Annotated in this window: 23 protein-coding genes and 1 pseudogene; 17 read left to right on the forward strand and 7 right to left on the reverse strand. The window is 40.0% G+C overall.

Annotation, left to right across the window (positions count from 1 at the left end; translation table 11 throughout):
• Nucleotides 1–108 precede the first annotated feature (108 nt).
• Together QUD85_RS04735 and QUD85_RS04740 are read left to right on the forward strand one after the other, a co-directional pair.
• Nucleotides 109–975 carry a D-hexose-6-phosphate mutarotase gene (locus QUD85_RS04735; RefSeq protein WP_177168829.1) on the forward strand — a complete coding sequence of 289 codons (867 nt, stop codon included), beginning with the start codon at nucleotides 109–111 and terminating at the stop codon, nucleotides 973–975.
• 26 nt (nucleotides 976–1,001) lie between these two features.
• Entirely contained in the window at nucleotides 1,002–1,520 is a 519-nt protein-coding gene (locus QUD85_RS04740; RefSeq protein WP_093327343.1) for a TlpA family protein disulfide reductase, read from the forward strand.
• Between the two features lie 2 nt (nucleotides 1,521–1,522).
• Here QUD85_RS04740 and mutH read toward each other — a convergent pair whose 3' ends face one another.
• The gene (gene mutH / locus QUD85_RS04745; protein WP_093327344.1) at nucleotides 1,523–2,197 is read right to left on the reverse strand and encodes a DNA mismatch repair endonuclease MutH; all 675 of its coding nucleotides are present in this window, start codon (nucleotides 2,195–2,197) and stop codon (nucleotides 1,523–1,525) included.
• Nucleotides 2,198–2,333: 136 nt separating this feature from the next.
• Here mutH and rppH point away from each other — a divergent pair, with 136 nt between their 5' ends.
• The 5 genes and pseudogenes from rppH to QUD85_RS04770 form a co-directional block, all read left to right on the forward strand.
• Nucleotides 2,334–2,852, forward strand: coding sequence for an RNA pyrophosphohydrolase (rppH, locus tag QUD85_RS04750; RefSeq protein ID WP_093327346.1), 519 nt, complete (start codon nucleotides 2,334–2,336; stop codon nucleotides 2,850–2,852).
• Nucleotides 2,853–2,975: 123 nt separating this feature from the next.
• A complete protein-coding gene (ptsP, locus tag QUD85_RS04755; protein ID WP_093327347.1) occupies nucleotides 2,976–5,246 on the forward strand; it encodes a phosphoenolpyruvate--protein phosphotransferase in 2,271 nt (756 codons plus the stop codon).
• A gap of 2 nt (nucleotides 5,247–5,248) precedes the next feature.
• Nucleotides 5,249–6,046, forward strand: a complete 798-nt coding sequence (locus QUD85_RS04760) for a sulfite exporter TauE/SafE family protein (protein ID WP_093327349.1) — start codon at nucleotides 5,249–5,251, stop codon at nucleotides 6,044–6,046.
• Nucleotides 6,047–6,126: 80 nt separating this feature from the next.
• Nucleotides 6,127–6,954, forward strand: coding sequence for a prolipoprotein diacylglyceryl transferase (lgt, locus tag QUD85_RS04765; protein WP_093327350.1), 828 nt, complete (start codon nucleotides 6,127–6,129; stop codon nucleotides 6,952–6,954).
• Nucleotides 6,951–7,442: pseudogene (locus QUD85_RS04770) on the forward strand (thymidylate synthase); the annotation flags it as partial. The gene lgt and the pseudogene QUD85_RS04770, both read left to right, overlap by 4 nt.
• A 335-nt stretch (nucleotides 7,443–7,777) precedes the next feature.
• On the opposite strand, the gene QUD85_RS04775 reads toward QUD85_RS04770, so the two are convergent.
• From QUD85_RS04775 to QUD85_RS04785, 3 genes are read right to left on the reverse strand one after another with little or no spacing between them, the layout of a single operon-like run.
• Entirely contained in the window at nucleotides 7,778–8,104 is a 327-nt protein-coding gene (locus QUD85_RS04775) for a hypothetical protein (protein WP_093327354.1), read from the reverse strand.
• Between the two features lie 9 nt (nucleotides 8,105–8,113).
• Nucleotides 8,114–9,679 carry a DEAD/DEAH box helicase gene (locus QUD85_RS04780; RefSeq protein ID WP_093327356.1) on the reverse strand — a complete coding sequence of 522 codons (1,566 nt, stop codon included), beginning with the start codon at nucleotides 9,677–9,679 and terminating at the stop codon, nucleotides 8,114–8,116.
• Complete coding sequence (locus QUD85_RS04785; protein ID WP_093327358.1) at nucleotides 9,680–10,198, reverse strand: hypothetical protein; 519 nt, start codon at nucleotides 10,196–10,198, stop codon at nucleotides 9,680–9,682.
• A 121-nt stretch (nucleotides 10,199–10,319) separates the two neighbouring features.
• Between QUD85_RS04785 and QUD85_RS04790 the strand changes: the two genes are divergently transcribed.
• The 4 genes from QUD85_RS04790 to QUD85_RS04805 all read left to right on the forward strand — a co-directional run bounded on the left by QUD85_RS04790 (nucleotide 10,320) and on the right by QUD85_RS04805 (nucleotide 12,125).
• Nucleotides 10,320–10,568: a helix-turn-helix domain-containing protein gene (locus QUD85_RS04790; RefSeq protein ID WP_093327359.1), complete on the forward strand. Its 249-nt coding sequence runs from the start codon at nucleotides 10,320–10,322 to the stop codon at nucleotides 10,566–10,568.
• 130 nt (nucleotides 10,569–10,698) lie between these two features.
• Nucleotides 10,699–11,421: a hypothetical protein gene (locus QUD85_RS04795; RefSeq protein WP_218139569.1), complete on the forward strand. Its 723-nt coding sequence runs from the start codon at nucleotides 10,699–10,701 to the stop codon at nucleotides 11,419–11,421.
• 28 nt (nucleotides 11,422–11,449) lie between these two features.
• Nucleotides 11,450–11,596, forward strand: a complete 147-nt coding sequence (locus QUD85_RS04800) for a hypothetical protein (protein ID WP_245732040.1) — start codon at nucleotides 11,450–11,452, stop codon at nucleotides 11,594–11,596.
• Between the two features lie 349 nt (nucleotides 11,597–11,945).
• Nucleotides 11,946–12,125, forward strand: coding sequence for a M48 metallopeptidase family protein (locus tag QUD85_RS04805; protein WP_245732041.1), 180 nt, complete (start codon nucleotides 11,946–11,948; stop codon nucleotides 12,123–12,125).
• A gap of 107 nt (nucleotides 12,126–12,232) precedes the next feature.
• On the opposite strand, the gene QUD85_RS04810 is transcribed toward QUD85_RS04805, so the two are convergent.
• On the reverse strand, nucleotides 12,233–12,622 hold the full coding sequence (locus QUD85_RS04810; RefSeq protein WP_093327361.1) for a Cd(II)/Pb(II)-responsive transcriptional regulator: 390 nt from the start codon (nucleotides 12,620–12,622) through the stop codon (nucleotides 12,233–12,235).
• 79 nt (nucleotides 12,623–12,701) lie between these two features.
• On the opposite strand from QUD85_RS04810, the gene QUD85_RS04815 reads away from it, so the two are divergent.
• From QUD85_RS04815 to QUD85_RS04840, 6 genes are all read left to right on the forward strand, one after another.
• Entirely contained in the window at nucleotides 12,702–13,358 is a 657-nt protein-coding gene (locus QUD85_RS04815) for a cation transporter (protein WP_093327363.1), read from the forward strand.
• A 12-nt stretch (nucleotides 13,359–13,370) separates the two neighbouring features.
• The gene (locus QUD85_RS04820) at nucleotides 13,371–14,111 is read left to right on the forward strand and encodes a transglutaminase-like domain-containing protein (protein ID WP_093327364.1); all 741 of its coding nucleotides are present in this window, start codon (nucleotides 13,371–13,373) and stop codon (nucleotides 14,109–14,111) included.
• Nucleotides 14,092–14,979 carry a cation diffusion facilitator family transporter gene (locus tag QUD85_RS04825; protein ID WP_093327366.1) on the forward strand — a complete coding sequence of 296 codons (888 nt, stop codon included), beginning with the start codon at nucleotides 14,092–14,094 and terminating at the stop codon, nucleotides 14,977–14,979. The genes QUD85_RS04820 and QUD85_RS04825 overlap by 20 nt, the downstream gene beginning before the upstream one ends.
• Nucleotides 14,980–15,058: 79 nt before the next feature.
• Nucleotides 15,059–15,400: a hypothetical protein gene (locus QUD85_RS04830; RefSeq protein ID WP_286219632.1), complete on the forward strand. Its 342-nt coding sequence runs from the start codon at nucleotides 15,059–15,061 to the stop codon at nucleotides 15,398–15,400.
• A 65-nt stretch (nucleotides 15,401–15,465) separates the two neighbouring features.
• Entirely contained in the window at nucleotides 15,466–16,698 is a 1,233-nt protein-coding gene (locus QUD85_RS04835; protein WP_093327368.1) for an efflux RND transporter periplasmic adaptor subunit, read from the forward strand.
• Between the two features lie 11 nt (nucleotides 16,699–16,709).
• Nucleotides 16,710–19,853, forward strand: a complete 3,144-nt coding sequence (locus tag QUD85_RS04840) for an efflux RND transporter permease subunit (RefSeq protein WP_093327369.1) — start codon at nucleotides 16,710–16,712, stop codon at nucleotides 19,851–19,853.
• A gap of 140 nt (nucleotides 19,854–19,993) precedes the next feature.
• On the opposite strand, the gene QUD85_RS04845 is transcribed toward QUD85_RS04840, so the two are convergent.
• Both QUD85_RS04845 and QUD85_RS04850 read right to left on the reverse strand, forming a co-directional pair.
• Nucleotides 19,994–20,818, reverse strand: coding sequence for a thymidylate synthase (locus QUD85_RS04845; RefSeq protein WP_093327371.1), 825 nt, complete (start codon nucleotides 20,816–20,818; stop codon nucleotides 19,994–19,996).
• Nucleotides 20,815–21,288: a hypothetical protein gene (locus QUD85_RS04850; protein WP_093327372.1), complete on the reverse strand. Its 474-nt coding sequence runs from the start codon at nucleotides 21,286–21,288 to the stop codon at nucleotides 20,815–20,817. Before QUD85_RS04850 ends, QUD85_RS04845 begins: the two co-directional genes overlap by 4 nt.

The following is a 21,288-nucleotide window of genomic DNA, read 5'->3' on the forward strand; positions in this document are numbered from 1 at the left end:
AAGAAAAAAGAGCGACTTGTGTCGCTCTTTTTTTTTGATTTGGTTAAGATGAAAACAAGATACCTTAGGCATATATCTCATTTTGGTAGCTGAGACATGAAAAATATAATGACAAAATCAGATGTTGGTGAAATCGTTCAAACCACATTAGCAGAGGGCTTTGAAGCATTAGTAGTTAAACATCAACATTGTAATGCCACGATAAGCCTCTACGGTGGGCAAATTCTACAATGGCACCCAAGTGAGCATAAGCCTGTGCTTTGGCTGAGCGACACAGCTATTTATCAGAAAAACAAAGGTATACGTGGCGGGATTCCTGTTTGTTGGCCTTGGTTCAGTGGCACGCTGCCTAATGCCGGCGCACATGGTTTTGCTCGCACAGCTACTTGGCAACTTAAAAGTGCTGACATAAACAGTGACTGTGTTGAAATCGTGCTGACTTTAGCGGGAAATAGTGAAAATCCGCATTGGCCGCATAGCTATTCTCTTACGCAAACTATCATTCTAGGCAAAGAGTTATCCCAGCGTATAGACTTCACTGTTGAAGATGAAACGTCACACGCAATGGTACCTTTAAGCAATGCGTTTCATACCTACTTTTCGGTGAGCCATACCGACAATGTCACGGTTCCTGTATTAGACAATCAGCGATATGACTGCAAAGTAACGTGGCAAGACGGATTGGTAAACCCGCTGAAAAATGTCACAGGTTTTATTGACCGCATATACTATCAGCAAACCGCCGCAACGATTGTTGACCACAAGTGGCAGCGTAAGATCACGGTTGAGCCACTAAATACCCAGCAGATGGTATTGTGGAACCCTGGTAAAGAAAAAGTGGGTGAATTTAACGATATACACCCTAATGGCGAGACTGAATATGTATGCCTAGAACCGGCTAATGCATTTCTATCTGAAATTGAAGTAAACAAACGCTATTCAATAGGGCAAACTATTCGCGTTACAGCGATCTAAAAAAACAATAATAAAAAAGGGACTTTATGAATTTTTTCGCGATTATATTTAGCGGTTTTGTACTGCTATCCAATCTTGCTTATGCAAATGACGCGCTCCAACAAGGTGACACACCACCAGACTATTTGGGGCGAGATAAAAACGGTGATGAGGTAAATATTAGTGCCTACAAGGGAAAGTTGGTTGTTGTCTCTTTTTGGGCATCTTGGTGCGGTCCATGCCGTAAAGAGTTTCCCTTTTTAGTTAACCTACAGAAATCTGCACCTGATAAAGTGCAAGTAGTACTAATTAATTACAAAGAAGATCGCAAAATATTTCGAAAGCTAAGCCAACAATTTGGTGACAAGCTGTTAATTACCCATGATAGACGAGGCTCTATTGGTAAAACATTTAATGTGCAAGGGCTACCGAATATGTTCGTCATTGACCAACAAGGGCTGTTGGCATACCACAATGTTGGCTATGGCGAATCTTCAATTGAGAAAATCGTTGGTCAATTAAATCAACTGATTGTTGAACATTCGAGGGCACAAGAAAGCGAGTAAGGCTATAAGGGCAAATGCTGTTGTAATATTTGCGCAGTAAAAGGGGTTTTTAAATAGAATCCGCGTGGCAGCGCAAAAAAAGGTTTACCTTGTTTGTCATATGCTTTCGTTTTCGCCTGACTATTGGCGGCTTTTGGTCTAAGTTGCATTACCTGACCATGTTTTCCGGTAATATTTTCAACCTCCCCTAAGGCAATCATGTCGGTTAGCTCTTGCCAGTCATCACGCAGTAATTTTTCTTGTTCTTCGTCCATTTGCCAAAGAAACGGCGGAAAAACAATGCGATCGGTAATTGCTAAACTTGGCTCGGCAAGTATCGGCACCCAAAGCACATGATTAAGTTTTTGCCTTACATGCGACGATTGCCATGTTTGTCCCGTCATGCCTGTCAGCGGAGCAACGCATACAAAGGTTGTTTCTAGTGGTTTGCCAAAACGGTTAATAGGGATTGTTTTAAGTTCGATCCCCAGTAAGGTAAAGTCTGGCTCTGGTTTTGAACTGGCATCGGCGCCTAATACATACTCAAGTAAAACACCCATCCAGCCTTTTTCTTTGAGCAAATCTTCTGGTGTACCAAAGCCAAATCTTTCGGCAAGTTCACCTATGGTATGGCCCGCGATAGCGTTTGCCCTTTCCATTAATTCACCTTGTGTTGCAGGTGGTGAAGGTTTCAACATGATAAGAACACATTTTTTAACGAATACAGCATATTATCTAGTTGCCGATTGATAGTTACAAGGGAAAGTTTTATTTGCCCGAAAAGACGGTTTGTGGAAGAATGATTTCATCAAATAATATTTTTCAGGAGTTCCTGTGATCGATGCCGATGGCTTTAGAGCCAATGTCGGTATAGTAATAATGAATAATCGGGGACAAGTATTTTGGGCAAGAAGGTTTGGACAACATTCCTGGCAGTATCCACAAGGTGGCGTAGATAAAGGCGAAACTGCCGAACAAACCATGTATCGAGAGCTTTATGAAGAAGTAGGATTAAAGCCTGAACATGTAAAAATAGTTGCGCAAACAAAGCATTGGCTGAAATACCGATTACCGAAACGATTAATTAGGCACGACAGTACGCCCGTTTGTATCGGGCAAAAACAAAAGTGGTTTCTTTTACGTTTAACTGCAAAAGAAGCTGCAATAAACCTTATCCATAGTGATCATCCCGAGTTTGATGATTGGCGTTGGGTGAGTTACTGGTATCCAGTAAGACAAGTGGTCTCGTTCAAACGCGATGTGTATCGCAAAGTAATGAAAGAGTTCGCACAATATGCCATGCCTTTTCACCGCCATGACAAACGTCATGACCGACGTAGGCGTCGTAACTAGTTGTTATTGCTATACTAAAATACAAACGGCTTCACACCATAGCGCCTTTTATAAGCGCTAAATTTTTGGTGCAGAGGCCGTTTGCTTGTTTCTCACGCAAGGTGAGTAAAAATAAGGGAGTCTATGTTAAATACATTGCGCAGGATTGTATTGGAATTTAGTCAAGACGCTGAGTTAAATTCTGCGTTGTCTCGACTTGTTTCCCAAGTAAAAAGCGCAATGACAACCGATTGTTGTTCAATCTATATTGCAGACTACCAAAAACAGCATTTTTTATTGGTCGCCTCTGATGGTCTAGCTAAAGAGTCAGTTGGCCGCACAAGTATTGGTTTTAATGAAGGCTTGGTTGGCCTTGTTGGCCAGCGAGAAGAGCCGCTTAATATTGCCAATGCCCAGCAACATCCACACTTTATTCACGCCCCAGAAGTAAAAGAAGATGATCTAAATGCCTTTTTAGGTACACCGATTATCCACCAGCGCAGAGTGCTTGGTATTCTCTCCATCCAGCAACAAAATGCACGTAATTTCACCGAAACAGAAGAAGCGTTTTTGGTGACCTTATCGGCGCAGCTCGCTACAGCTATAGCTAATGCTGAAGCACGCGGTGTGATAGATCAAAACCAAGAGCAGGGCATTAAGCATATACAAGCTATTCCCGGTGCACCAGGTATTGCATTAGGCTACACCCATGTGTGTTACCCAAGAGCAGACATTGGCAATGTGTCTTTGCGAAAGCAAGACGACGTGGTTGTTGAATTGCAGCGTTTTAGTGACGCAGTAAAGGCAACTAAAGCTGATTTTGTTGATATGGCGAGCAAACTCTCACATGTGATTAGTGACAACAGCCTCGATATTTTTGAGGTATACAAACAACTGCTTGATAGTGAACATTTTGTCGCTGAAGTGGCAGAGCACATTCAGCAAAACTGGTCGGCCGAAAGTGCTTTGAAGCAAGTTATTGATAAGTATACCGTCCAGTTTGAAGCGCTAGAAGATGCTTATCTGCGCGAGCGCGCAAGTGATATTAGAGACCTAGGTAATCGGTTACTGCTTAACTTACAACAACTAGGTAACGAGACTGAAAAGTTACCAGAACAGTTTATATTGATTGCGGAAGAGGTAACGGCTTCTCTAATTGCTGAATATCAGCACCATGGCTTATTGGCCATCGTTTCATTGTCGGGTTCTAACAATTCCCATGCAGCAATTCTTGCACGTGCCATAGGTTTGCCCGCGATAATGGGCTTAGAAAATGTGCCACTAAACGTGCTGCAAGATAAAAAGGCAATTGTTGATGGCTATTCAGGGGAGTTTTTTCTTGCGCCAAGCGACTCGTTGCAGCGTGAATACCAATTATTAATTGATGAAGAAACGCAATTAGCAGATAAGGTACGCCAAGTAAAAGATTTACCGGCAATTACCCGTGACGGTAAAGCCGTAGAGCTAATGTTAAACGCGGGATTATCAACCGGTTTTGAGCACTCCAAAAGTGCTGGCGCTGTTGGTGTAGGACTTTACAGAACCGAAATTCCATTTATGAATCGTAGCTGTTTTCCTTCTGAATTGGAGCAGACACAGTTGTACGAGCAAGTGCTCGATGCCTTTCCTAAAAAGCCAGTCACTATGCGTACATTGGATGTTGGCGGCGATAAGTCTTTACCCTATTTCCCAATTGAAGAAGACAACCCATTTCTTGGTTGGCGCGGCATCAGAATTACGCTAGATCATCCGGAAATCTTCTTGCTTCAAGTACGTGCAATGATGCGTGCTAACGCCCACCATCAAAACTTAGAAATCATGCTACCCATGATCAGCAATGTCGGTGAAGTGGATGAGGCTAACCGCCTGATTAATCAAGCGTATTATGAGTTAAGTAGTGAGCTTGGCTCTGTTAATGGCAAGCCATTAACTAAGCCGAAAGTAGGTATCATGATTGAAGTGCCTGCTGTCATTTTTCAAATGAAAGAGCTTGCCAGCCGGGTAGACTTTTTCTCTGTAGGTAGTAATGACCTAACCCAGTATTTACTGGCAGTCGATCGCAACAATGCGCGTGTGTCAGAGCTTTATGATGCCTACCATCCCGCGGTATTGAGGGCGCTCAATGCTATTGCACAAGAATCCAGTGAATTGTTGGTACCGCTAAGTTTATGTGGAGAGCTGGCGAGTGAACCAGCAGGTGCTATTCTTTTATTAGCAATGGGTTATGACAAACTTAGTATGAACCCGCACAACATTGCTAGAGTGAAGTGGATTATTCGCCATATCGAATACCAAAGAGCAAAAATAATATTATCGCACGTAATGACTTTTTCAACAGCCAAACAGGTACATACATACTTAAATGAACAGCTAGAGCAAATGGGGCTTGGTGGCTTCGTTCGCGCTGGTATGTAAGTATGGTCGAAATATTTCTGATCTGTCTTGCCATAGGAAGCTTGGTAGGCTTTCTTGCGGGGCTTTTGGGAATAGGCGGTGGGCTAATCATTGTGCCCGCGCTAATCAAAATATTACCTTTTGTTGTTACCGATAAAGAGCTGGTGATGCCAATGGCACTGGCGACTTCGCTGGCAACTATCGTGGTCACTACGGTATCGGCAGCCATTGCTCATCACATCAATAAAAATATTCCTTGGAAAGAGACAAAACAGTTGATGTTTTTTGTTGGCAGTGGCGCATTATTAGGTGCCTTTATTGCCGACGGATTATCATCTAAAACACTAGAATACTTCTTTGCCTCTAGTGTCTTTCTATTGTCGCTTTATATGTTCTTTTCACTGCGCGCAGCAACAGAGCGTGAAGTAACTTCTACCGCTGTTTATCAAACTATCGCCTTTTTTACTGGTATTGCGGCCAGCTTAATGGGGATCTCTGGCGGCGCGATTTTGATTCCAGCTCTTACCTTTTGTGGTATGTCGATTCGTTTAGCTATCGGGATTTCCACCGTATGTGGCATGATGGTGGCCTTGTTTGGTTCGTTTGGCTACATTATCTCTGGTTTAGGGCACCCGAATTTACCGGCTTGGAGCTTAGGCTATGTTTATTTGCCTGCGTTGCTAGGAATATCGATTTCGTCAACGTTATTCGCACCAAAAGGCGTGCGACTAGCAGCAAGGCTTCCGGTACGTCGATTGAAAAAAATATTCGCTAGTTTTCTGATGTTAGTTGCTATCGAAATTGTCTTAACGAGCAGTTAGAAACCTTTAGCTATTATTGACTAAAAAGTGCATAATCTAGAGAGTAATTTATACCCCTTTTTTCAGGATAAAAATAACAAATGGCTGCAGACTATCTTCAGTTTCCAGTAATAGATCCCGTCATCGTATCTTTAGGTCCAATCGCATTGCGATGGTATGGCCTGATGTATTTGATTGGGTTTGTTTTTGCATTAATACTGGCCAACAAACAAGCAGATAATAGCAAGGGTCTTTGGACTCGCGATCAAGTGAGCGACCTACTATTTTACGGCTTTTTAGGTGTCGTCCTAGGTGGCCGCGTTGGTTATGTGTTGTTCTATCAGTTTGAACTCTTTGTTGCTGACCCACTGTACCTATTCAAAATATGGGAAGGTGGCATGTCGTTTCATGGTGGACTGCTTGGCGTTATTACTGCTATCTACTTATTTGCCCGTAAAACCAATAAAGGCTTTTTAGCAGTCGGTGACTTTGTCGCGCCATTGGTTCCTATTGGGCTTGGCTTAGGACGCATAGGTAACTTCATTAACAGTGAGCTTTGGGGGCGTCAAACAGACGTGCCATGGGCTTTTGTATTTCCAACCGACCCACTGCAAGTGCCAAGACATCCGTCACAACTTTACGAATTTGCCTTAGAAGGCGTTGTCCTGTTTGCTATTTTGTATTGGCTGGCACGCAAACCTCGTCCATTAGGCTTACTTTCTGGTGTGTTTTTAATCGGTTATGGCGCGTTCAGAATGTTCGTAGAATTGTTCCGTGAACCTGATGCACATTTAGGGTTCTATTTTGAATTTATTTCGATGGGGCAGTTGCTTAGTTTACCTATGGTACTTGCCGGTATCTTGGTGATATACCTAGGCCACATTGTTGAGGAAAAACAAAAGATTTCAGCTAGGAATAAAAAGAAATGAGGCAATATCTAGACTTATGTAAACGCATCGTTGAGCAGGGTGAGTGGGTTGAAAACAAACGCACAGGTATTCGCTGTTTAACCGTGATCAATGCTGAACTTGAATACGATGTTGCGAATAATAAATTTCCGTTGATTACCACACGAAAAAGTTATTACAAGGCAGCAATAGCTGAGTTACTTGGCTATCTTCGTGGTTATGACAATGCGGCACAATTTAGGGCGATAGGCTGCAATACCTGGAACGCCAACGCCAACGATAATGAAGCATGGTTGAACAACCCTAATCGCAAGGGTGAAGATGATATGGGGCGCGTTTATGGCGTTCAAGGGCGTGCGTGGCAAAAGCCAGATGGCACGCCACTTGACCAACTTAAAAAAATCATCGACAACTTATCTAATGGAGTAGATGATCGTGGCGAAATCCTTAGTTTTTATAACCCTGGAGAATTTGAGTTAGGTTGTTTACGTCCTTGCATGCATACGCATACATAATATAAGACTGGATTTCTGCACAACTCAGCGGTTAATAAGGATTATAACCTTTGTTTAGCTTTGTGCATAATTATTTTTGCACAATCTGTAAATTATCAACACTTTTCCTTCTTTTAATTTAACGCACTAAAATATAAATGTTTTAATATTTGGTTATGTCCTGAAACAGTTTTGTACGTTAGATATTCTAATTTTCCCATATACAAGAAATATTTTAATAAATCATTATTCATTGGTATCTACAAGCCGATTTTCACACCAAAATCTTTACAAAATTATCCCTAAAATTTCTATGTTTTAGAGAACAAGCCTGTAAACATGGAATTAAGTTAATTTAGTATTGAAGTTAACTTCACTCTTTCTATTGAAACATCATTTTCTCCAGACTGAATAAGAATGTTGCCTAAAACTTGAGCTGTAAAATGTGAACACCCATCTTCACCATTAATAGACAGGTGATAACAAGAGCCTGACACCTGCTCCCAAACCCAATAATTCCGGCATTCTGATAATGTGGGAGGTTTATCGGAGCCGGAGCTAAGTCGCCAAGAGTCTCCATCTAAGTAGCCACCGCGCCAACTGCTGAAGATTTTATAAAATGTATCAGCAGGTGTTGAAAACTTTAAAATTACCCAGCCTTGTGGTTTTACGATCATGATTCAGCCTTAATTTAGTTTCTGATTAAGTTCGGCCAACTTAGCTTTGGCAGCTTGAGATATTAGGAAGGGTTCTATATCAGCAACTTTTAACGTTTCTTGACGATATTTTCCGACAATGCCCATCGACCATTTAGCCTTAGGTATATTAGTACCGCTTTGGCTCGAACTTGGCTCTTTATAACTTAACCCTTTAGCCTGTTTTCCTTCAGATTCATCTAAGTAATGACTCGACAGCATATTCTGGATTTGGCGATGAATATCTTCGACACTGTGGTGACCTACAGTAATTTCATGCTTCTCAGGTAAAACGTGCGTATTGTTCCTAGCTGCTTCAACAGATGTCAGCTCCTCCGCATCTGTAACTACTTCTTCATCCATTTTTACGATTTGGACTTTAGCTACGTCATCAGGAATGTCTTGAACCATTCTCCTTGCGTAGCTCACCAGCTTAGGTTCTGCTGGCATGAACATATATGCTTCTTGGTTAGGGGCATTTGTTTTTCTAAGAACACGGCCAAATATCTGGCGAAAGTACATTTCAGTTGTGATGTTTGTCAGGTTACAGCAAACCTGTAAACGAGGAATGTTTGTACCCTCACTGACCATACCTACACTAATAAGCCATTCATCACTGCTTTTTCTAAAGTCTTTTATTCTATCAGAAGGTCTTGCCTCATTCGTTGTTACAACTACAGCACCTTTGTTGTAGTTTTTTATCATCAGTAGCTTAATTGCTTCGGCGTGCTCTATTGAAGATGCCACAACCAAGCCCCCTGAATTACTGTTTATTTTTCTTAGCTCATTTAACTTAATAATAGCTCTAGAAAGCACTTGCTCATTTACGGTCTCATTCAAAACGATGTGGGAATATGATGTTGCCTTGGCCGTCAGTAACGTATTGAAGCTATTATATACTTTTTGTTTTTTAGTTCTGGTTACTACTATTTTATTGTTGTCTACGGCAATGACCTGAGGAACCCTACAAACGCCATCAGCTATTGCTTGTTTCAAACCGTAAACATAGTCACATTGAATCCTATTGTCTTCACAATAACTTGAAAGAGCTATTGGCAACGAGTCCGAGCGCCACGGTGTACCTGTTAACGCGATGCTGTAGGCTGCTTTCTCACGAATGATTTCGATGATCGGAGCGCCCCAAGCATTTGCATCATGAGTTGAAGATCCTGCACAGTGATGAATTTCATCAAAGATCACGAACACCCTAAAACGATCAAATAACTTCCAAGTGTCATTATCGAGTGTGCCAAGTTTTTGGTAGGTGAATGCATCACCTAAAGAGCCTACTTTGCCATTAAACTCAGTTTTAAACTGTGTGGTGAGTTCATCACTAAAATCTGATGATACGATTGACGACGGTGAAAAACATAACACTAAGTCTATTAAACCAAGTTCATACATTTTTCGAGCTAACGTTGCCGCCATAATAGTTTTACCAGCTCCAGGTGTTGCGAGCGCTAGGAAGTGTTTTTTAAAATCACTGGAATCTGTTGAACTGGTAAATTTTGAAATTGCTGAGTTAATACAATCAGACTGCCAACTTCTTAATTTCATTTATTTTTTCTCTTTTAACTTTTTTAAAATCTCTTCAGTTGCAGCTATTTTCCCTTTTAAAATATGCTTCTGCTCTTTTGTAGAATGGATAAATTCTTTGAACTCGTCAGATAATTCTGGGTGTTGCTGTTTTAAATTTAGAAACGAATCTAGTGCCCCCATACATTGCAAAAGATCAGCATTTAACATGCTCAAATCAGAGTAGAGCGACTTAATTGTCTCACTCAATTTTCTGTTAGGTTCTTTAACAGATTGCTTTATTTCTTCGGCTATTATTGCTGGATCAAAAACTTCTGTTTTTGTGAAGCGACTCTCTTTTCCATTACTTGCGGTCTTTTTAATTAACCAGCCCTGTTTTACTAATTTATGTAAGTCATCATAAATAAATTGCCTAACCTTTTGACTATCCAACTCTTCATCACACATCAAAGCAAGATAGGCTGTTCGAATTTCAGTGACTGAAAAGCGATTAATGTTTTTCATGCAAATAATTTGTTTTAATAAAGAGTCAATCTTCATGAGTTGTTTTTACTTTTAAAGTTATTTAATTTACCTCTAAGGTAAAATTTTTGACATTATAGGTTATGGGTTAAACGTCTGCAATATGAGACCATTTTTCTTTTATCTGTGGACTGAATAAATGAAGCCTATAGAAAAGTTAATTGGGCTAAACATTAAGTTAGAAAGGACTAAACGTTCTCTATCCCAAATAGAAGTTGCAAACACTTTAGGTGTTGAATCCAGTTATTTAAGTAGAATTGAAAGCGGTACAAAAGGGGTTTCACTGGAGAAAGTTTATGAAATTATTCATGTTTTAGGTTGTAGAGCTTGTGACATATTCCCTGAATCAAACGAAGTAGAAACACAATTTAATCGTACAGAACAATAATCTTCTCCAAACAATAGGGATAGAAGTATTAAGGGTATTGAAATGAAAAATATCCAGATCAATCAATAGAGAAAATAGCTAATACGGCAAATATAATCAGGCAAGCGCTGAGTATAGGAATTAAATGATTATGGATGAGGTTAAAGGAAAACTGTTAAAAGCTAATGAGGATGGCAACTTTTTTGAGTTCATCCAAGAAATTTATTATCAGGACAGAAAAGATAAAAAGCTTCTAGCTAGTGCATTGGCTGAATTGCATAATGATGGGGATTTGAACCTTGTAGGGTTATTTAAGAACTTTAATAACACACCTGAAAATCATGATTTCTTTTCTGTACGACGAATTTTCGAAGAAGTTCTACCTTATTTAAACTCTCCAGTACAAGACATCGCAGACTGCGTTAAACACCTTACACTAGAAGCAGGCCAAGATATGGCCGCATATATGCTTTTGGCTCCTTTTAAAGAGTTCTGTATAAAAGATGACGATAGAGCCAAAGCACTTCTTGATATCGCTTTAACCAATATTGATGAAGATTTTGATCATTTATCTACTGCGATTGAGGCAGGAGCCAGTAAAGATGAAGTTGCTTACGTTAATCAAGCTGTTGAACTCCTTGCTCACAAAAATGAATTAGTCATACAAAGAGCTATTTTTGCACTAGGAAGAATTAACTACCAAGACAAAACGCTTTTGGAGCCAGTAGCGGTGGCTATCAAAAAATCATCTGAATCTTCTCCAACTGATATTATTGTGGCTACATCAATGAGAGCGCTGTTTGCTGTTGTATCTCAGTCTGATGAGCTAGAGGGTTTATTCTTAGATTTTTTAGACAGTCATACAGATCAATGAGTGTGACCAATCCAACAAAGTTTATGACATGACGGCTTTTAAATTTTCTTTTTGGCCGATTATTTTAACAGGCTGTAGGCATTACAGGTTACCTGTACCGATGCATTTCATCATCGATATTTATAAGCAAAGAACAGCAGGTCAAACTGAACTAGAAGGTGATATTAATGAATGATCACAAAGTAGTGAGAACGTTTCCCTAGTTGGACAAGGGGGGGGCAATAAAACCCTGCTTTACTTGGTAAGACGTTACGTTTTAAAAGTAGTTTTCGATGTTGAGCAAGTGCCCAATGTTAAGCTTCATCGAGGTAAATTAACCGTTACTCTGAAAAAAGATTGTGATGATCGGGTGGTTAAAGTTAAGGCACTTTTAGACCGTTGGTATGCACGAAAAGCAGAAACTATTTTTTATGAAAGACTACAAGCTATGCTGCCTAAAGCATCATGGGTAACGGGCTTTCCGCGATTTCGAATAATGGCGATGACTAAATAATTGGGGAAGCTGCTCAACTAAGGGAAACTTGATGCTCAACCCTCATCTTGTTAAAGCCCCAAAAGAGTGTATAGATTACGTGATTCTGCACGAGCTTTGCCATATTACTGAGCACAATCATTGCGACAAATTCTGGCGCTTATTAACGCAAGTAATGCCTCACAGGAAAGAAGTGAAAGCAAAACTAGATGACATGGCGGAGTGTATTTGAATGAGTAAATATGTCTATTAGAGAAGTCTTCAAAGCTAATTTATAAGCTTTTCTATTTAGGGAAAAGGATAAACTAAATTCAAGCCGCCCAGTCAATAAACGAATTATTAGGTGTCTAAAGATTTCATAATGCCGCATTGCTCAACTGTATTGCCTTTGGAGCAAGCTTTTTCCATAATTTGAAGCTCACTCTTTAAAGCTTTCATTTCTTTGATGCGCTTATTGACTAATGCTAGTTGATTACTAATCAAGTTATTCACTGATGAGCAACTTTCTCCTGGCTTATTTTTAAGTTCAACTAGGGTTTTAACATCTGACAACGGAATATCGAGGCTTCGACAATGCTTTACGAACTCTAACTCTTTCAGAGCTTTTTCATCATATAGCCGAAAATTTCCTTCGCTACGGCTCGGCGGATTAAGTAGCCCTTCTTTTTCGTAATACCTAATTGTTTGTATTGAACAGCCAGATACCTTGGCTAGTTGACCTATTTTCATAGTAATTCAATTTTAGCTTGACCCTATAGCAACTATAGAGTCTATGATTTAACTATACAAGCTAATAGGAGTTTGAAATATGAGCGGTTGTGGTTGCGAAGTCGAATTAAAAAATACAGAACAAAAGCATGTGCTTTATTGGTTGCTTGGTATCAATGCCCTTATGTTTTTTGTAGAGATTACCGTCGGTTTATATGCAAATTCGACAGCATTGATAGCAGACTCAATGGATATGCTTGCTGATGCTATTGTCTATGGCATTGCTTTGTATGCCGTGAGCAGAACTCTAAAGCATAAAACCAATGCAGCCCTTATCAGTGGTTACTTTCAGCTAACGCTCGGATTACTGATAATCTTTGACATAGTAAGAAGAATAGTCGGAGAAGGTGAGCCTCACTCTTGGTTCATGATCGGCTATGGGTTTGTAGCATTAATAGCAAACGTCATCTGTTTAGTTTTAATAAGAAAGCATAACAATGGTGAAGTGCATATGCGTGCAAGTTGGATATTTTCAGCCAACGATGTGATTGCAAATATGGGCGTTATTGCTGCTGGTGTATTGGTGATGCTGCTTGATACTCGCTGGCCTGACATTGTGATTGGTAGTGTGATTGCAACCCTAATTCTAAGAGGGGCTTATCTAATTATTACGGATGCGAAGAAAGAGCTTAGCAAGGCAGAGTCAACAAGCGAAAACAATAGCTGTAGTGGAAGTAAATCCAAATCATGTTCTTAAAGGGAATTGATAATGAGTGCTAATTATTTAGAGAAAACACAAATATTGGATTTTGATAATCACACCATCCAATCACTAATAGCGGAGCGAGATTGGCAAGCTTTAGATGATTACAACAAGATAGGTGCTGCTTACTCTTTTGTTAAAGACGAAATTCAGTTCGGCTATAACCGCAGTGATGATATTTCAGCAAGTGAAGTTTTAGCTGATGGCTATGGTCAGTGTAATACCAAGGGTAACTTGTTGATGGCTCTGCTACGGGCGCTCGGTATTCAATGTCGGTTTCATGGGTTCACTATCGAACAACAGCTCCAAAAAGGTGCTATTCCCGCTTACGTGTTTTGGCTTGCGCCTAAATATATTATCCATAGCTGGGTTGAAGTCCTTTTTGATGGTGTATGGATCAACTTAGAAGGTTTTATCCTCGACCAGGATTATCTAAGCTCAGTTCAAGCTAAATTCAGTCAAGATAAAGGTAGTTTCTGTGGATATGGTATCGCAACCACTTGTTTGGAGAATCCTCAGACAGAATGGACGGGAAAAAACACATACATTCAAAAGGAAGGCATTCATGATGACTTTGGTTTATACAACTCGCCAGATGAATTTTACAGCGAGAAAGGCACCAATCTGTCAGGCGTAAAGCGCTGGTTATATCAGTCGGTGATTCGTCATCTTATAAACATGAATGTTAATCGCTTGAGAAAAGCTAGCAACCAAAGTAGAGGTAAAAATGCACAGCCACAATCATAGCCACCACCATGCACATGATAAAAATGAGCGCATTGGTTGGACATTTTTTCTAAATGTTACTTTTACCATCATTGAATTCATCGGCGGCTGGCTAACCAATAGTACGGCAATCATGGCTGACGCAGTTCATGATTTAGGTGACAGCATATCCATCGGTTTTGCTTGGTTGTTGAGCCACTTTTCAGATAAACAAGCATCTTCGACGTACAGCTACGGTTATAAGCGCTTGTCACTGTTTGGTGCCTTAATCAATAGCGTTGTTTTAATTGCTGGCTCTATCTTTATTTTGGTTGAGGCAATTCCTCGATTATCTAACCCAGAAATGCCAATGGTAGAGGGAATGCTAGGATTGGCGCTACTTGGGGTTACAGTAAATGGTTATGCCGTATATAAACTTAAGGCGGGAACCACATTAAACGAAAAGGTATTAACATGGCATCTATTAGAAGATGTCCTTGGCTGGGTTGCTGTCCTTATCGTATCAATTATCTTGATGTTTGTGGATTGGCCTGTTTTAGATCCATTACTATCTATCGCTTTTACGTTGTTTATTCTGTTTAACGTTCTAAAAAATTTAAAGGCTACGTTAGCATTATTTTTACAAGCGTCACCTGATAAAGAAACACAAGACAAGATAACTAAAGCCTTACTTTCTAAACCTGAAGTGAGAGAAGTGCATCACTTGCACTATTGGTCTTTAGATGGTGAAAGTCATGTGCTAACAGCGCACCTTGTTTTGAATGCGCCGTACGATGTACCTAAGTTACAATCACTCAAGCAAGTAATTTCTGAAGACTTACGCGGTTTTGATTTGTCGCATACCACCATTGAGTTTGAATTTCCCAATGAAGTTTGCAGAGATGAATAACATTTACACTTATTAACTGGCTTAGATTTGTACTCAGAAACTTGTTATATTACCTACGTCTAACGAAGAGAATAGAATATTGAACACCAACATTGCTTTAAAAATACTACTGATTATATCGATTGTTTTGCAATCGTTCGTCGCTGTATCCACAAGCATGGAAAATCATCAGTTAGACGTTGAACATCTACAAACTATTCATGACCACGAAACAGATCATTCTCCTCAGTTAGATAAAGATAACGAACATGATATTGAGGACTGCCACCATTGCGGACACTGTAGTGGCAATCATACCAGTTGGATTTTGGTAAAAGCGTTTACACCAAACCTGTCTTTAAATCATTCACATAACTTCAACAAAATAACTTTATTGCCTTTAGGGATTTCCACTAGGCTTTATCGACCACCTATCGCTTAACTTTTACTCCATACAGTGCGCTTTAGCGCAAACACAATTTGGTTTAATAAAAGTTAAGAGTCATTATGAATAATATTTTTCGAACTACTGGCGTAGCGTTAGTAGTCATTCTTGCTGTGTTTTCAATAAACACAGCATTGGCTAATGAAAGTCAAAATAACACACAACACGATGAACATTCGCATGAGCATGAGCATGACAAGCCTATCAAGAAAGCTACTGATGAGCATGAACATGCAGAGGGTGAAGAACATGAAATCGAGAGTATCGTTAAAGAAGAGAATCATGAAGAAGGGATTTCTTTAAGTACGGAAAAAATTGAATTAGCAGGCATTGAAGTTGATGCTGTTTTTCCAAAGAAATACTTAAATTCGGTCTACGCTCCCGGAGAAGTGAAAGCAAACGGTTATAAAAGCTATCTGGTATCACCTCGCACAGATTCAGTGGTGATTAATCGCCATGCGAGCTTAGGAGAGCATGTAAAGTCTGGACAAAAATTAGTTACTTTATTCAGCGAAACAATGGCTCAAACTCAAGCTGACTTTTTAATTGCCTCTTCTAATTGGAAGCGAGCTAAAAAGCTAGGAAGTAACAACATAAGCGAACGCACGCTTGTTGAAGCAGAAAACATCTATAAAGGCGTTTATGGCAAGTTGATTGCTTTTGGTTTAACAAAACAAGCAATTGATAAGATAGCCCAACAAGATAGCGCTACGTTTGGGCAGTACGTGCTGATAGCTGAGCGGGACGGTGTTGTGCTGCAAGATGACTTCATGCAAGGTCAGCGCATTGAAGCGGGTGAAACCATTATGTTACTCGCCGATGAAAACGACCTTTGGGTAGAAGCAAATGTTCCCCCTAACAAAGAGTTAAATTTAGCCTTAGGCAGTCCGGCCTTAATTGATTTAAATGGAATTAAATACCAAGCCAACGTCATTCAAGAAGCTCATACTATCGATTCCGTTACACGAACCCGAACAGTAAGACTGTCGGTCACTAATACTGGACATAAGCTTCATTCAGGTATGTTTGTGAAAGTCTATTTTCAGTTCCAATCGAACAGCGAAATCATTGCAGTACCAGAAGAAGCGTTGATTAGAAGCAGTGATGGTGATTGGACTGTGTTTATTGAAGACCACCCAAATGAATTTAAAGCAGTCGAAGTAACAAGAGGTCGATCTTTTGGTGAATACCGAGAAGTTTCCGGCCTTGAATCTGGAACAAAAGTCGTTACCCGCGGTGCTTTTTTTGTCGCCTCTGAGATAGCTAAGGGCGGCTTTGACCCGCACAATCATTAAGGAGGCCAGTCATGTTTAATCGAATTATTGATTGGTCTATTAACAATAGATTGCTCGTGCTGATCGCACTACTTGCATTGATAGCAAGTGCTGTTATCACCATACCTAAGTTGAATTTAGATGCGTTCCCAGACGTTACAAACGTGCAAGTTGCTGTTAATACCGAAGCGCCAGGTTTAGCCGCAGAAGAAGTAGAGCAACTTATCACATATCCAATTGAAGCTGTGATGTACGCATTACCAGATGTAGAACAAGTGCGCTCTATTTCAAAAACAGGTTTGTCGGGTGTCACTGTAGTCTTTAAAGAAGGCACGGATATATATTTTGCAAGACAATTGGTATTTGAACGCCTACAGGCTGCAAAGGAACTCATACCTGCTGGGCTTGGGACACCAGAGATGGGACCAAACACTTCCGGCTTAGGACAGGTGTTTCAATATTTGCTGATATCAGATGATACAAGCAAGTATGACTCAATGGCGCTGAGAAGCCTGAATGACTGGATCATTAAACTGCTAATAATGCCTGTAGACGGTGTTACAGATGTGCTGTCATTTGGTGGTAACGTTCGTCAATACCAAGTTAATGTCGATCCTTCAAAATTATTATCTTACGAGTTAACCCAAGAGGATGTGGTATCCGCGCTTGAAAATAACAACGCCAATGTCGGTGGCTGGTACATGAATCGAGGCCAAGAACAACTTGTTATTCGTGGTACTGGTTGGTTCGAAAGTGGTGAAAAAGGTATTGAAAATATTCAACAGGTGCCTGTTAAAACACTTAATGGTGTAGTTGTTACTGTTTCTGATGTCGCCAACGTAGAGCTTGGTGCCGAGATCAGACAAGGCGCTGTCACTATGACTCGCAAAATCGATAATGGCAATGTTGAGAACTTAGGTGAAGTGGTCTCTGGCATTGTATTAAAACGCATGGGGTCAAATACCAAAGCGACGATAGATGGTATAAATGCTAGAACAAAGCTTATCAATCAGGCATTACCAGAAGGTGTGCGATTTGAGCCTTTTTATGATCAAGCTGACTTAATTGAAAAAGCTGTTGCAACCGTGGTTGAAGCCCTTACTTTGGCTTTTATCTTTATCACTGTTGTACTTGCTCTATTTTTAATGAATTTAAGAGCTACATTTCTAGTGCTTATCTCAATACCAATTTCCATTGGTATTGCACTAATGGTGATGGCTTGGTTAGGTATTTCAGCCAACTTGATGTCGCTTGGCGGTATAGCGGTGGCTATTGGCATGTTAGTCGATGGCTCAGTTGTTATGGTTGAAAATATGTTTAAACACCTAAACAGACAACTAGAAAGCGAAAGTGCTGATGAAAGTATTGAAGCTAAACAAAAGTTAAAATTGGCAGGCAAAGAAGTTGCTCGCCCTATCTTTTTTGCAGCTTCAATAATTCTCGTTGTTTTTACGCCACTGTTTAGTTTCGAAGGTGTTGAAGCAAAGCTATTTCAGCCAATGGCTATCAGCATTATGTTAGCGGTTGTGTCAGCTATTGTAGTTGCTTTGTTCATTGTTCCTGCACTTGCCACTTTTATGTTTAAGCGAGGGGTGAAAGAAAGGGAAAGTTTGATTTTAAAACCTATCGATATTTTGTATCGAAAGTTATTGAAAATCGCATTAAAGCAAACCAAGTTTGTTGTTTTTGTGTCAATAGCTCTAGTCGCTTCAGCAGCGGCAATCATTCCACAAATTGGAACAGAGTTCGTGCCAGAGTTAGAAGAAGGAACCATTAACCTGAGGGTAACGTTAGCGCCTTCTTCAAGTTTGGAAACAGCGCTATCTGTTGCTCCAATACTAGAAGAAAAGTTGATGGCATTCCCTGAAGTGACTTACGCGCTAAGCCGCATTGGTCGAGCAGAAATTGGCGGCGATCCAGAGCCTGTGAACAACATAGAAATTTACATTGGTCTTAAGCCTGTTTCAGAATGGACAAGTGCCTCTAATCGTTATGAGCTGCAAGATCAAATGGAACGCTCATTAGAAGAGTTTCCGGGATTGTTACTAAATTTCTCTCAGCCTATTGCTACTCGTGTAGATGAGTTGTTATCAGGGGTTAAAGCACAACTTGCCATTAAATTATTTGGCTCTGATTTACAGGTGCTAGCAAATAAAGGGCGAGAAATTGAAGCTGCGATTAAGTCAATTGAGGGTGCAAAGGACGTTGCACTTGAGCAGATTGCAGGTGAAGCACAACTTGTTATCGCTCCTAATAGGCTTGAGCTTTCTCGATATGGTTTATCCGTTGGTGATGTCATGGAAGTGGTTCAAGACGGTATTGGTGGCGTTGAAGCTGGACAAATTATCAATGGTAACGAACGTTATGATATTTACGTGCGCCTAGATGAGGAATTTAGAGCGAATAGTGAAGCAATAGCCGATATTAGACTGCAATCTCCTACAGGGGCTTGGGTGCGAATTGGTGATGTAGCTTCTGTGTCTTTTGAATCAGGCCCTCCACAGGTTAGGCGAGATGATGTACAGCGTCGGGTGGTTATTCAAGCCAACGTTCAAGGCCGTGACATGGGGAGTGTGGTAGAAGATATTCAAGCAAAGATAACCTCTGATGTAGAATTGCCAGCAGGTTATTCAGTATCGATTGGTGGACAATTCGAAAGTCAGCAGCGAGCGCAACAGCGCCTTTCTATTGTCGTACCGTTGTCTTTGGCTTTGATAGCTTTGCTCCTTTATTTTGCATTTGGTTCAGTAGGACAAGCGATGCTGATCTTACTTAATGTTCCATTGGCTGTAATAGGTGGCGTATTTTCACTATATATTTCGGGTCAGTACCTATCCGTTCCTAGCTCGGTTGGCTTTATTACCTTGTTTGGCGTGGCGGTACTTAATGGTGTAGTTATGGTGGAGAGCATTAATCAACGAATCACAGATGGACTTGCGACAACAGAAGCAATATTTGATGGTGCGACTTCACGGTTGCGTCCCGTGCTTATGACAGCTATCACATCAGCGTTAGGTCTAATACCTATGTTAATGTCAAATGGAGTCGGCTCTGAAATTCAACGACCACTTGCTAGTGTAATTGTTGGAGGGTTAATTACAGCGACGTTACTCACGTTATTTGTTGTTCCGAGCTTGTATAAGTTCTTTTCAATTAAGAAAGTAAGGTTACTTTAATGTAATAAGTTAGCCTCACGTAATACTCAATGAGGCTAGTTGAATTCCATTTACTTAATCTTTTTAAGTGAATTTAGTAAAGCACCTTGAACACTATATGCTGCTTTTCTTTAATACAAGCAGCATATTTAGTTCATTTATTAAATTGCTACTGGCGCTTTAATTGGAGGATGTGGCTCGTAACCTTCTAGTTCAAAATCCTCTAATTTGTAGTCGTAAATTGATGCTGGCTTTCTTTTTAACTTCAATTTAGGTAGCGCTCTAGGGTCTCGTGAAAGCTGCTCTTTTACTTGGTCTATGTGATTTGAGTATATATGTGCGTCGCCTATGCTCATGATCAATTCGCCCACTTCTAAATCACATTGCTGAGCTAGCATGTGAACCCACAAAGCAGCTTGAGCAGTGTTAAATGGATTTCCTAAGAAAAGGTCATTTGAACGTATAGTGCACATGAGGTTAAGCTTGTTATCCATTACTTGAAATTGATACAACAAATGACAAGGTGGAAGTGCCATTTTACCTTGGCGAGCATTTTCTTGTGGGCTTAGTTTTTCATCTGGTAAATATTCAACATTCCAACCATGAAACAGAATTCTACGAGATGTAGGATTGTTTTTTAGAAGGTCTACAACGTAATCAATTTGATTGATAGTTTTACCGTCTTTGGTTTCCCAAGCCGTCCATTGTTTTCCATAGACAGGGCCTAGTTCTCCGTCTTCTAATGCCCACTCATCCCATATAGTAGCTTCTAAATCATTAATATTTGTGCTGCCAGACAAGAACCATAAAAGTTCATTTACAACAGACTTAAAGTGAACCTTCTTTGTGGTTAGTAAAGGGAATCCTTCATTTAGATCACACCGAAATTGACGGCCAAAGACCGATATGGTGCCCGTGCCAGTTCTGTCGTCTTTTTTTGTTCCATTTTCAAGTACGTCTCTCAATAAATCTTGATATTTTTTCATTCTTTACCAACCGTGTTCAATAAATCTCGTAATCTTTCATTTTCTTGTTGTTGAGCTTTTAACTGAGTTTTAGTGAGTTCAAGTTCTGCACTGTAAGAATCCCTTGCTTTTCGCATTAACAAGAATGCCTCTTGTTTTGACTCGTATAGCTCTTTATATTCTGTGCTTTTGCCAAACCAATAAAGGATCTCTTTATTGGCTTTAGTTAACTTTACAGATGAATCTTTTTCGTCTGATTTATGTTTCGATTTTTTTTCTTTTTCAATTAGTCTAGCTTTTTGTATCTCTTTTAATCGAGTAATAGGCCAGTCTCTTTCATAAAGCGTATTTCTATGTACGCTCGCTAATTGGGCAATATTTTTTACTGTTGCTTTTAGCTTATAATCTTCTGCTACGCTAATAAGCGCTTTATTTAAACGCTCTGTAATAGCATCATAATCTTCTTGATTTTTCTTATCAAAGGGTTGCAT

It is taken from the genome of Thalassotalea agarivorans, from assembly GCF_030295955.1.
Classification (GTDB): domain Bacteria; phylum Pseudomonadota; class Gammaproteobacteria; order Enterobacterales; family Alteromonadaceae; genus Thalassotalea_D; species Thalassotalea_D agarivorans.

Coding starts and splice junctions, on each gene's coding strand:
- QUD85_RS04735 (WP_177168829.1), top strand. CDS start 109: ATGACAAAATCAGATGTTGGTGAAATCGTTCAAACCACATTAGCAGAG.
- QUD85_RS04740 (WP_093327343.1), top strand. CDS start 1,002: ATGAATTTTTTCGCGATTATATTTAGCGGTTTTGTACTGCTATCCAAT.
- mutH (WP_093327344.1), bottom strand. CDS start 2,197: ATGTTGAAACCTTCACCACCTGCAACACAAGGTGAATTAATGGAAAGG.
- ptsP (WP_093327347.1), top strand. CDS start 2,976: ATGTTAAATACATTGCGCAGGATTGTATTGGAATTTAGTCAAGACGCT.
- QUD85_RS04760 (WP_093327349.1), top strand. CDS start 5,249: ATGGTCGAAATATTTCTGATCTGTCTTGCCATAGGAAGCTTGGTAGGC.
- lgt (WP_093327350.1), top strand. CDS start 6,127: ATGGCTGCAGACTATCTTCAGTTTCCAGTAATAGATCCCGTCATCGTA.
- QUD85_RS04775 (WP_093327354.1), bottom strand. CDS start 8,104: ATGATCGTAAAACCACAAGGCTGGGTAATTTTAAAGTTTTCAACACCT.
- QUD85_RS04780 (WP_093327356.1), bottom strand. CDS start 9,679: ATGAAATTAAGAAGTTGGCAGTCTGATTGTATTAACTCAGCAATTTCA.
- QUD85_RS04785 (WP_093327358.1), bottom strand. CDS start 10,198: ATGAAGATTGACTCTTTATTAAAACAAATTATTTGCATGAAAAACATT.
- QUD85_RS04790 (WP_093327359.1), top strand. CDS start 10,320: ATGAAGCCTATAGAAAAGTTAATTGGGCTAAACATTAAGTTAGAAAGG.
- QUD85_RS04795 (WP_218139569.1), top strand. CDS start 10,699: ATGGATGAGGTTAAAGGAAAACTGTTAAAAGCTAATGAGGATGGCAAC.
- QUD85_RS04800 (WP_245732040.1), top strand. CDS start 11,450: ATGACGGCTTTTAAATTTTCTTTTTGGCCGATTATTTTAACAGGCTGT.
- QUD85_RS04805 (WP_245732041.1), top strand. CDS start 11,946: ATGCTCAACCCTCATCTTGTTAAAGCCCCAAAAGAGTGTATAGATTAC.
- QUD85_RS04810 (WP_093327361.1), bottom strand. CDS start 12,622: ATGAAAATAGGTCAACTAGCCAAGGTATCTGGCTGTTCAATACAAACA.
- QUD85_RS04815 (WP_093327363.1), top strand. CDS start 12,702: ATGAGCGGTTGTGGTTGCGAAGTCGAATTAAAAAATACAGAACAAAAG.
- QUD85_RS04820 (WP_093327364.1), top strand. CDS start 13,371: ATGAGTGCTAATTATTTAGAGAAAACACAAATATTGGATTTTGATAAT.
- QUD85_RS04825 (WP_093327366.1), top strand. CDS start 14,092: ATGCACAGCCACAATCATAGCCACCACCATGCACATGATAAAAATGAG.
- QUD85_RS04835 (WP_093327368.1), top strand. CDS start 15,466: ATGAATAATATTTTTCGAACTACTGGCGTAGCGTTAGTAGTCATTCTT.
- QUD85_RS04840 (WP_093327369.1), top strand. CDS start 16,710: ATGTTTAATCGAATTATTGATTGGTCTATTAACAATAGATTGCTCGTG.
- QUD85_RS04845 (WP_093327371.1), bottom strand. CDS start 20,818: ATGAAAAAATATCAAGATTTATTGAGAGACGTACTTGAAAATGGAACA.
- QUD85_RS04850 (WP_093327372.1), bottom strand. CDS start 21,288: ATGCAACCCTTTGATAAGAAAAATCAAGAAGATTATGATGCTATTACA.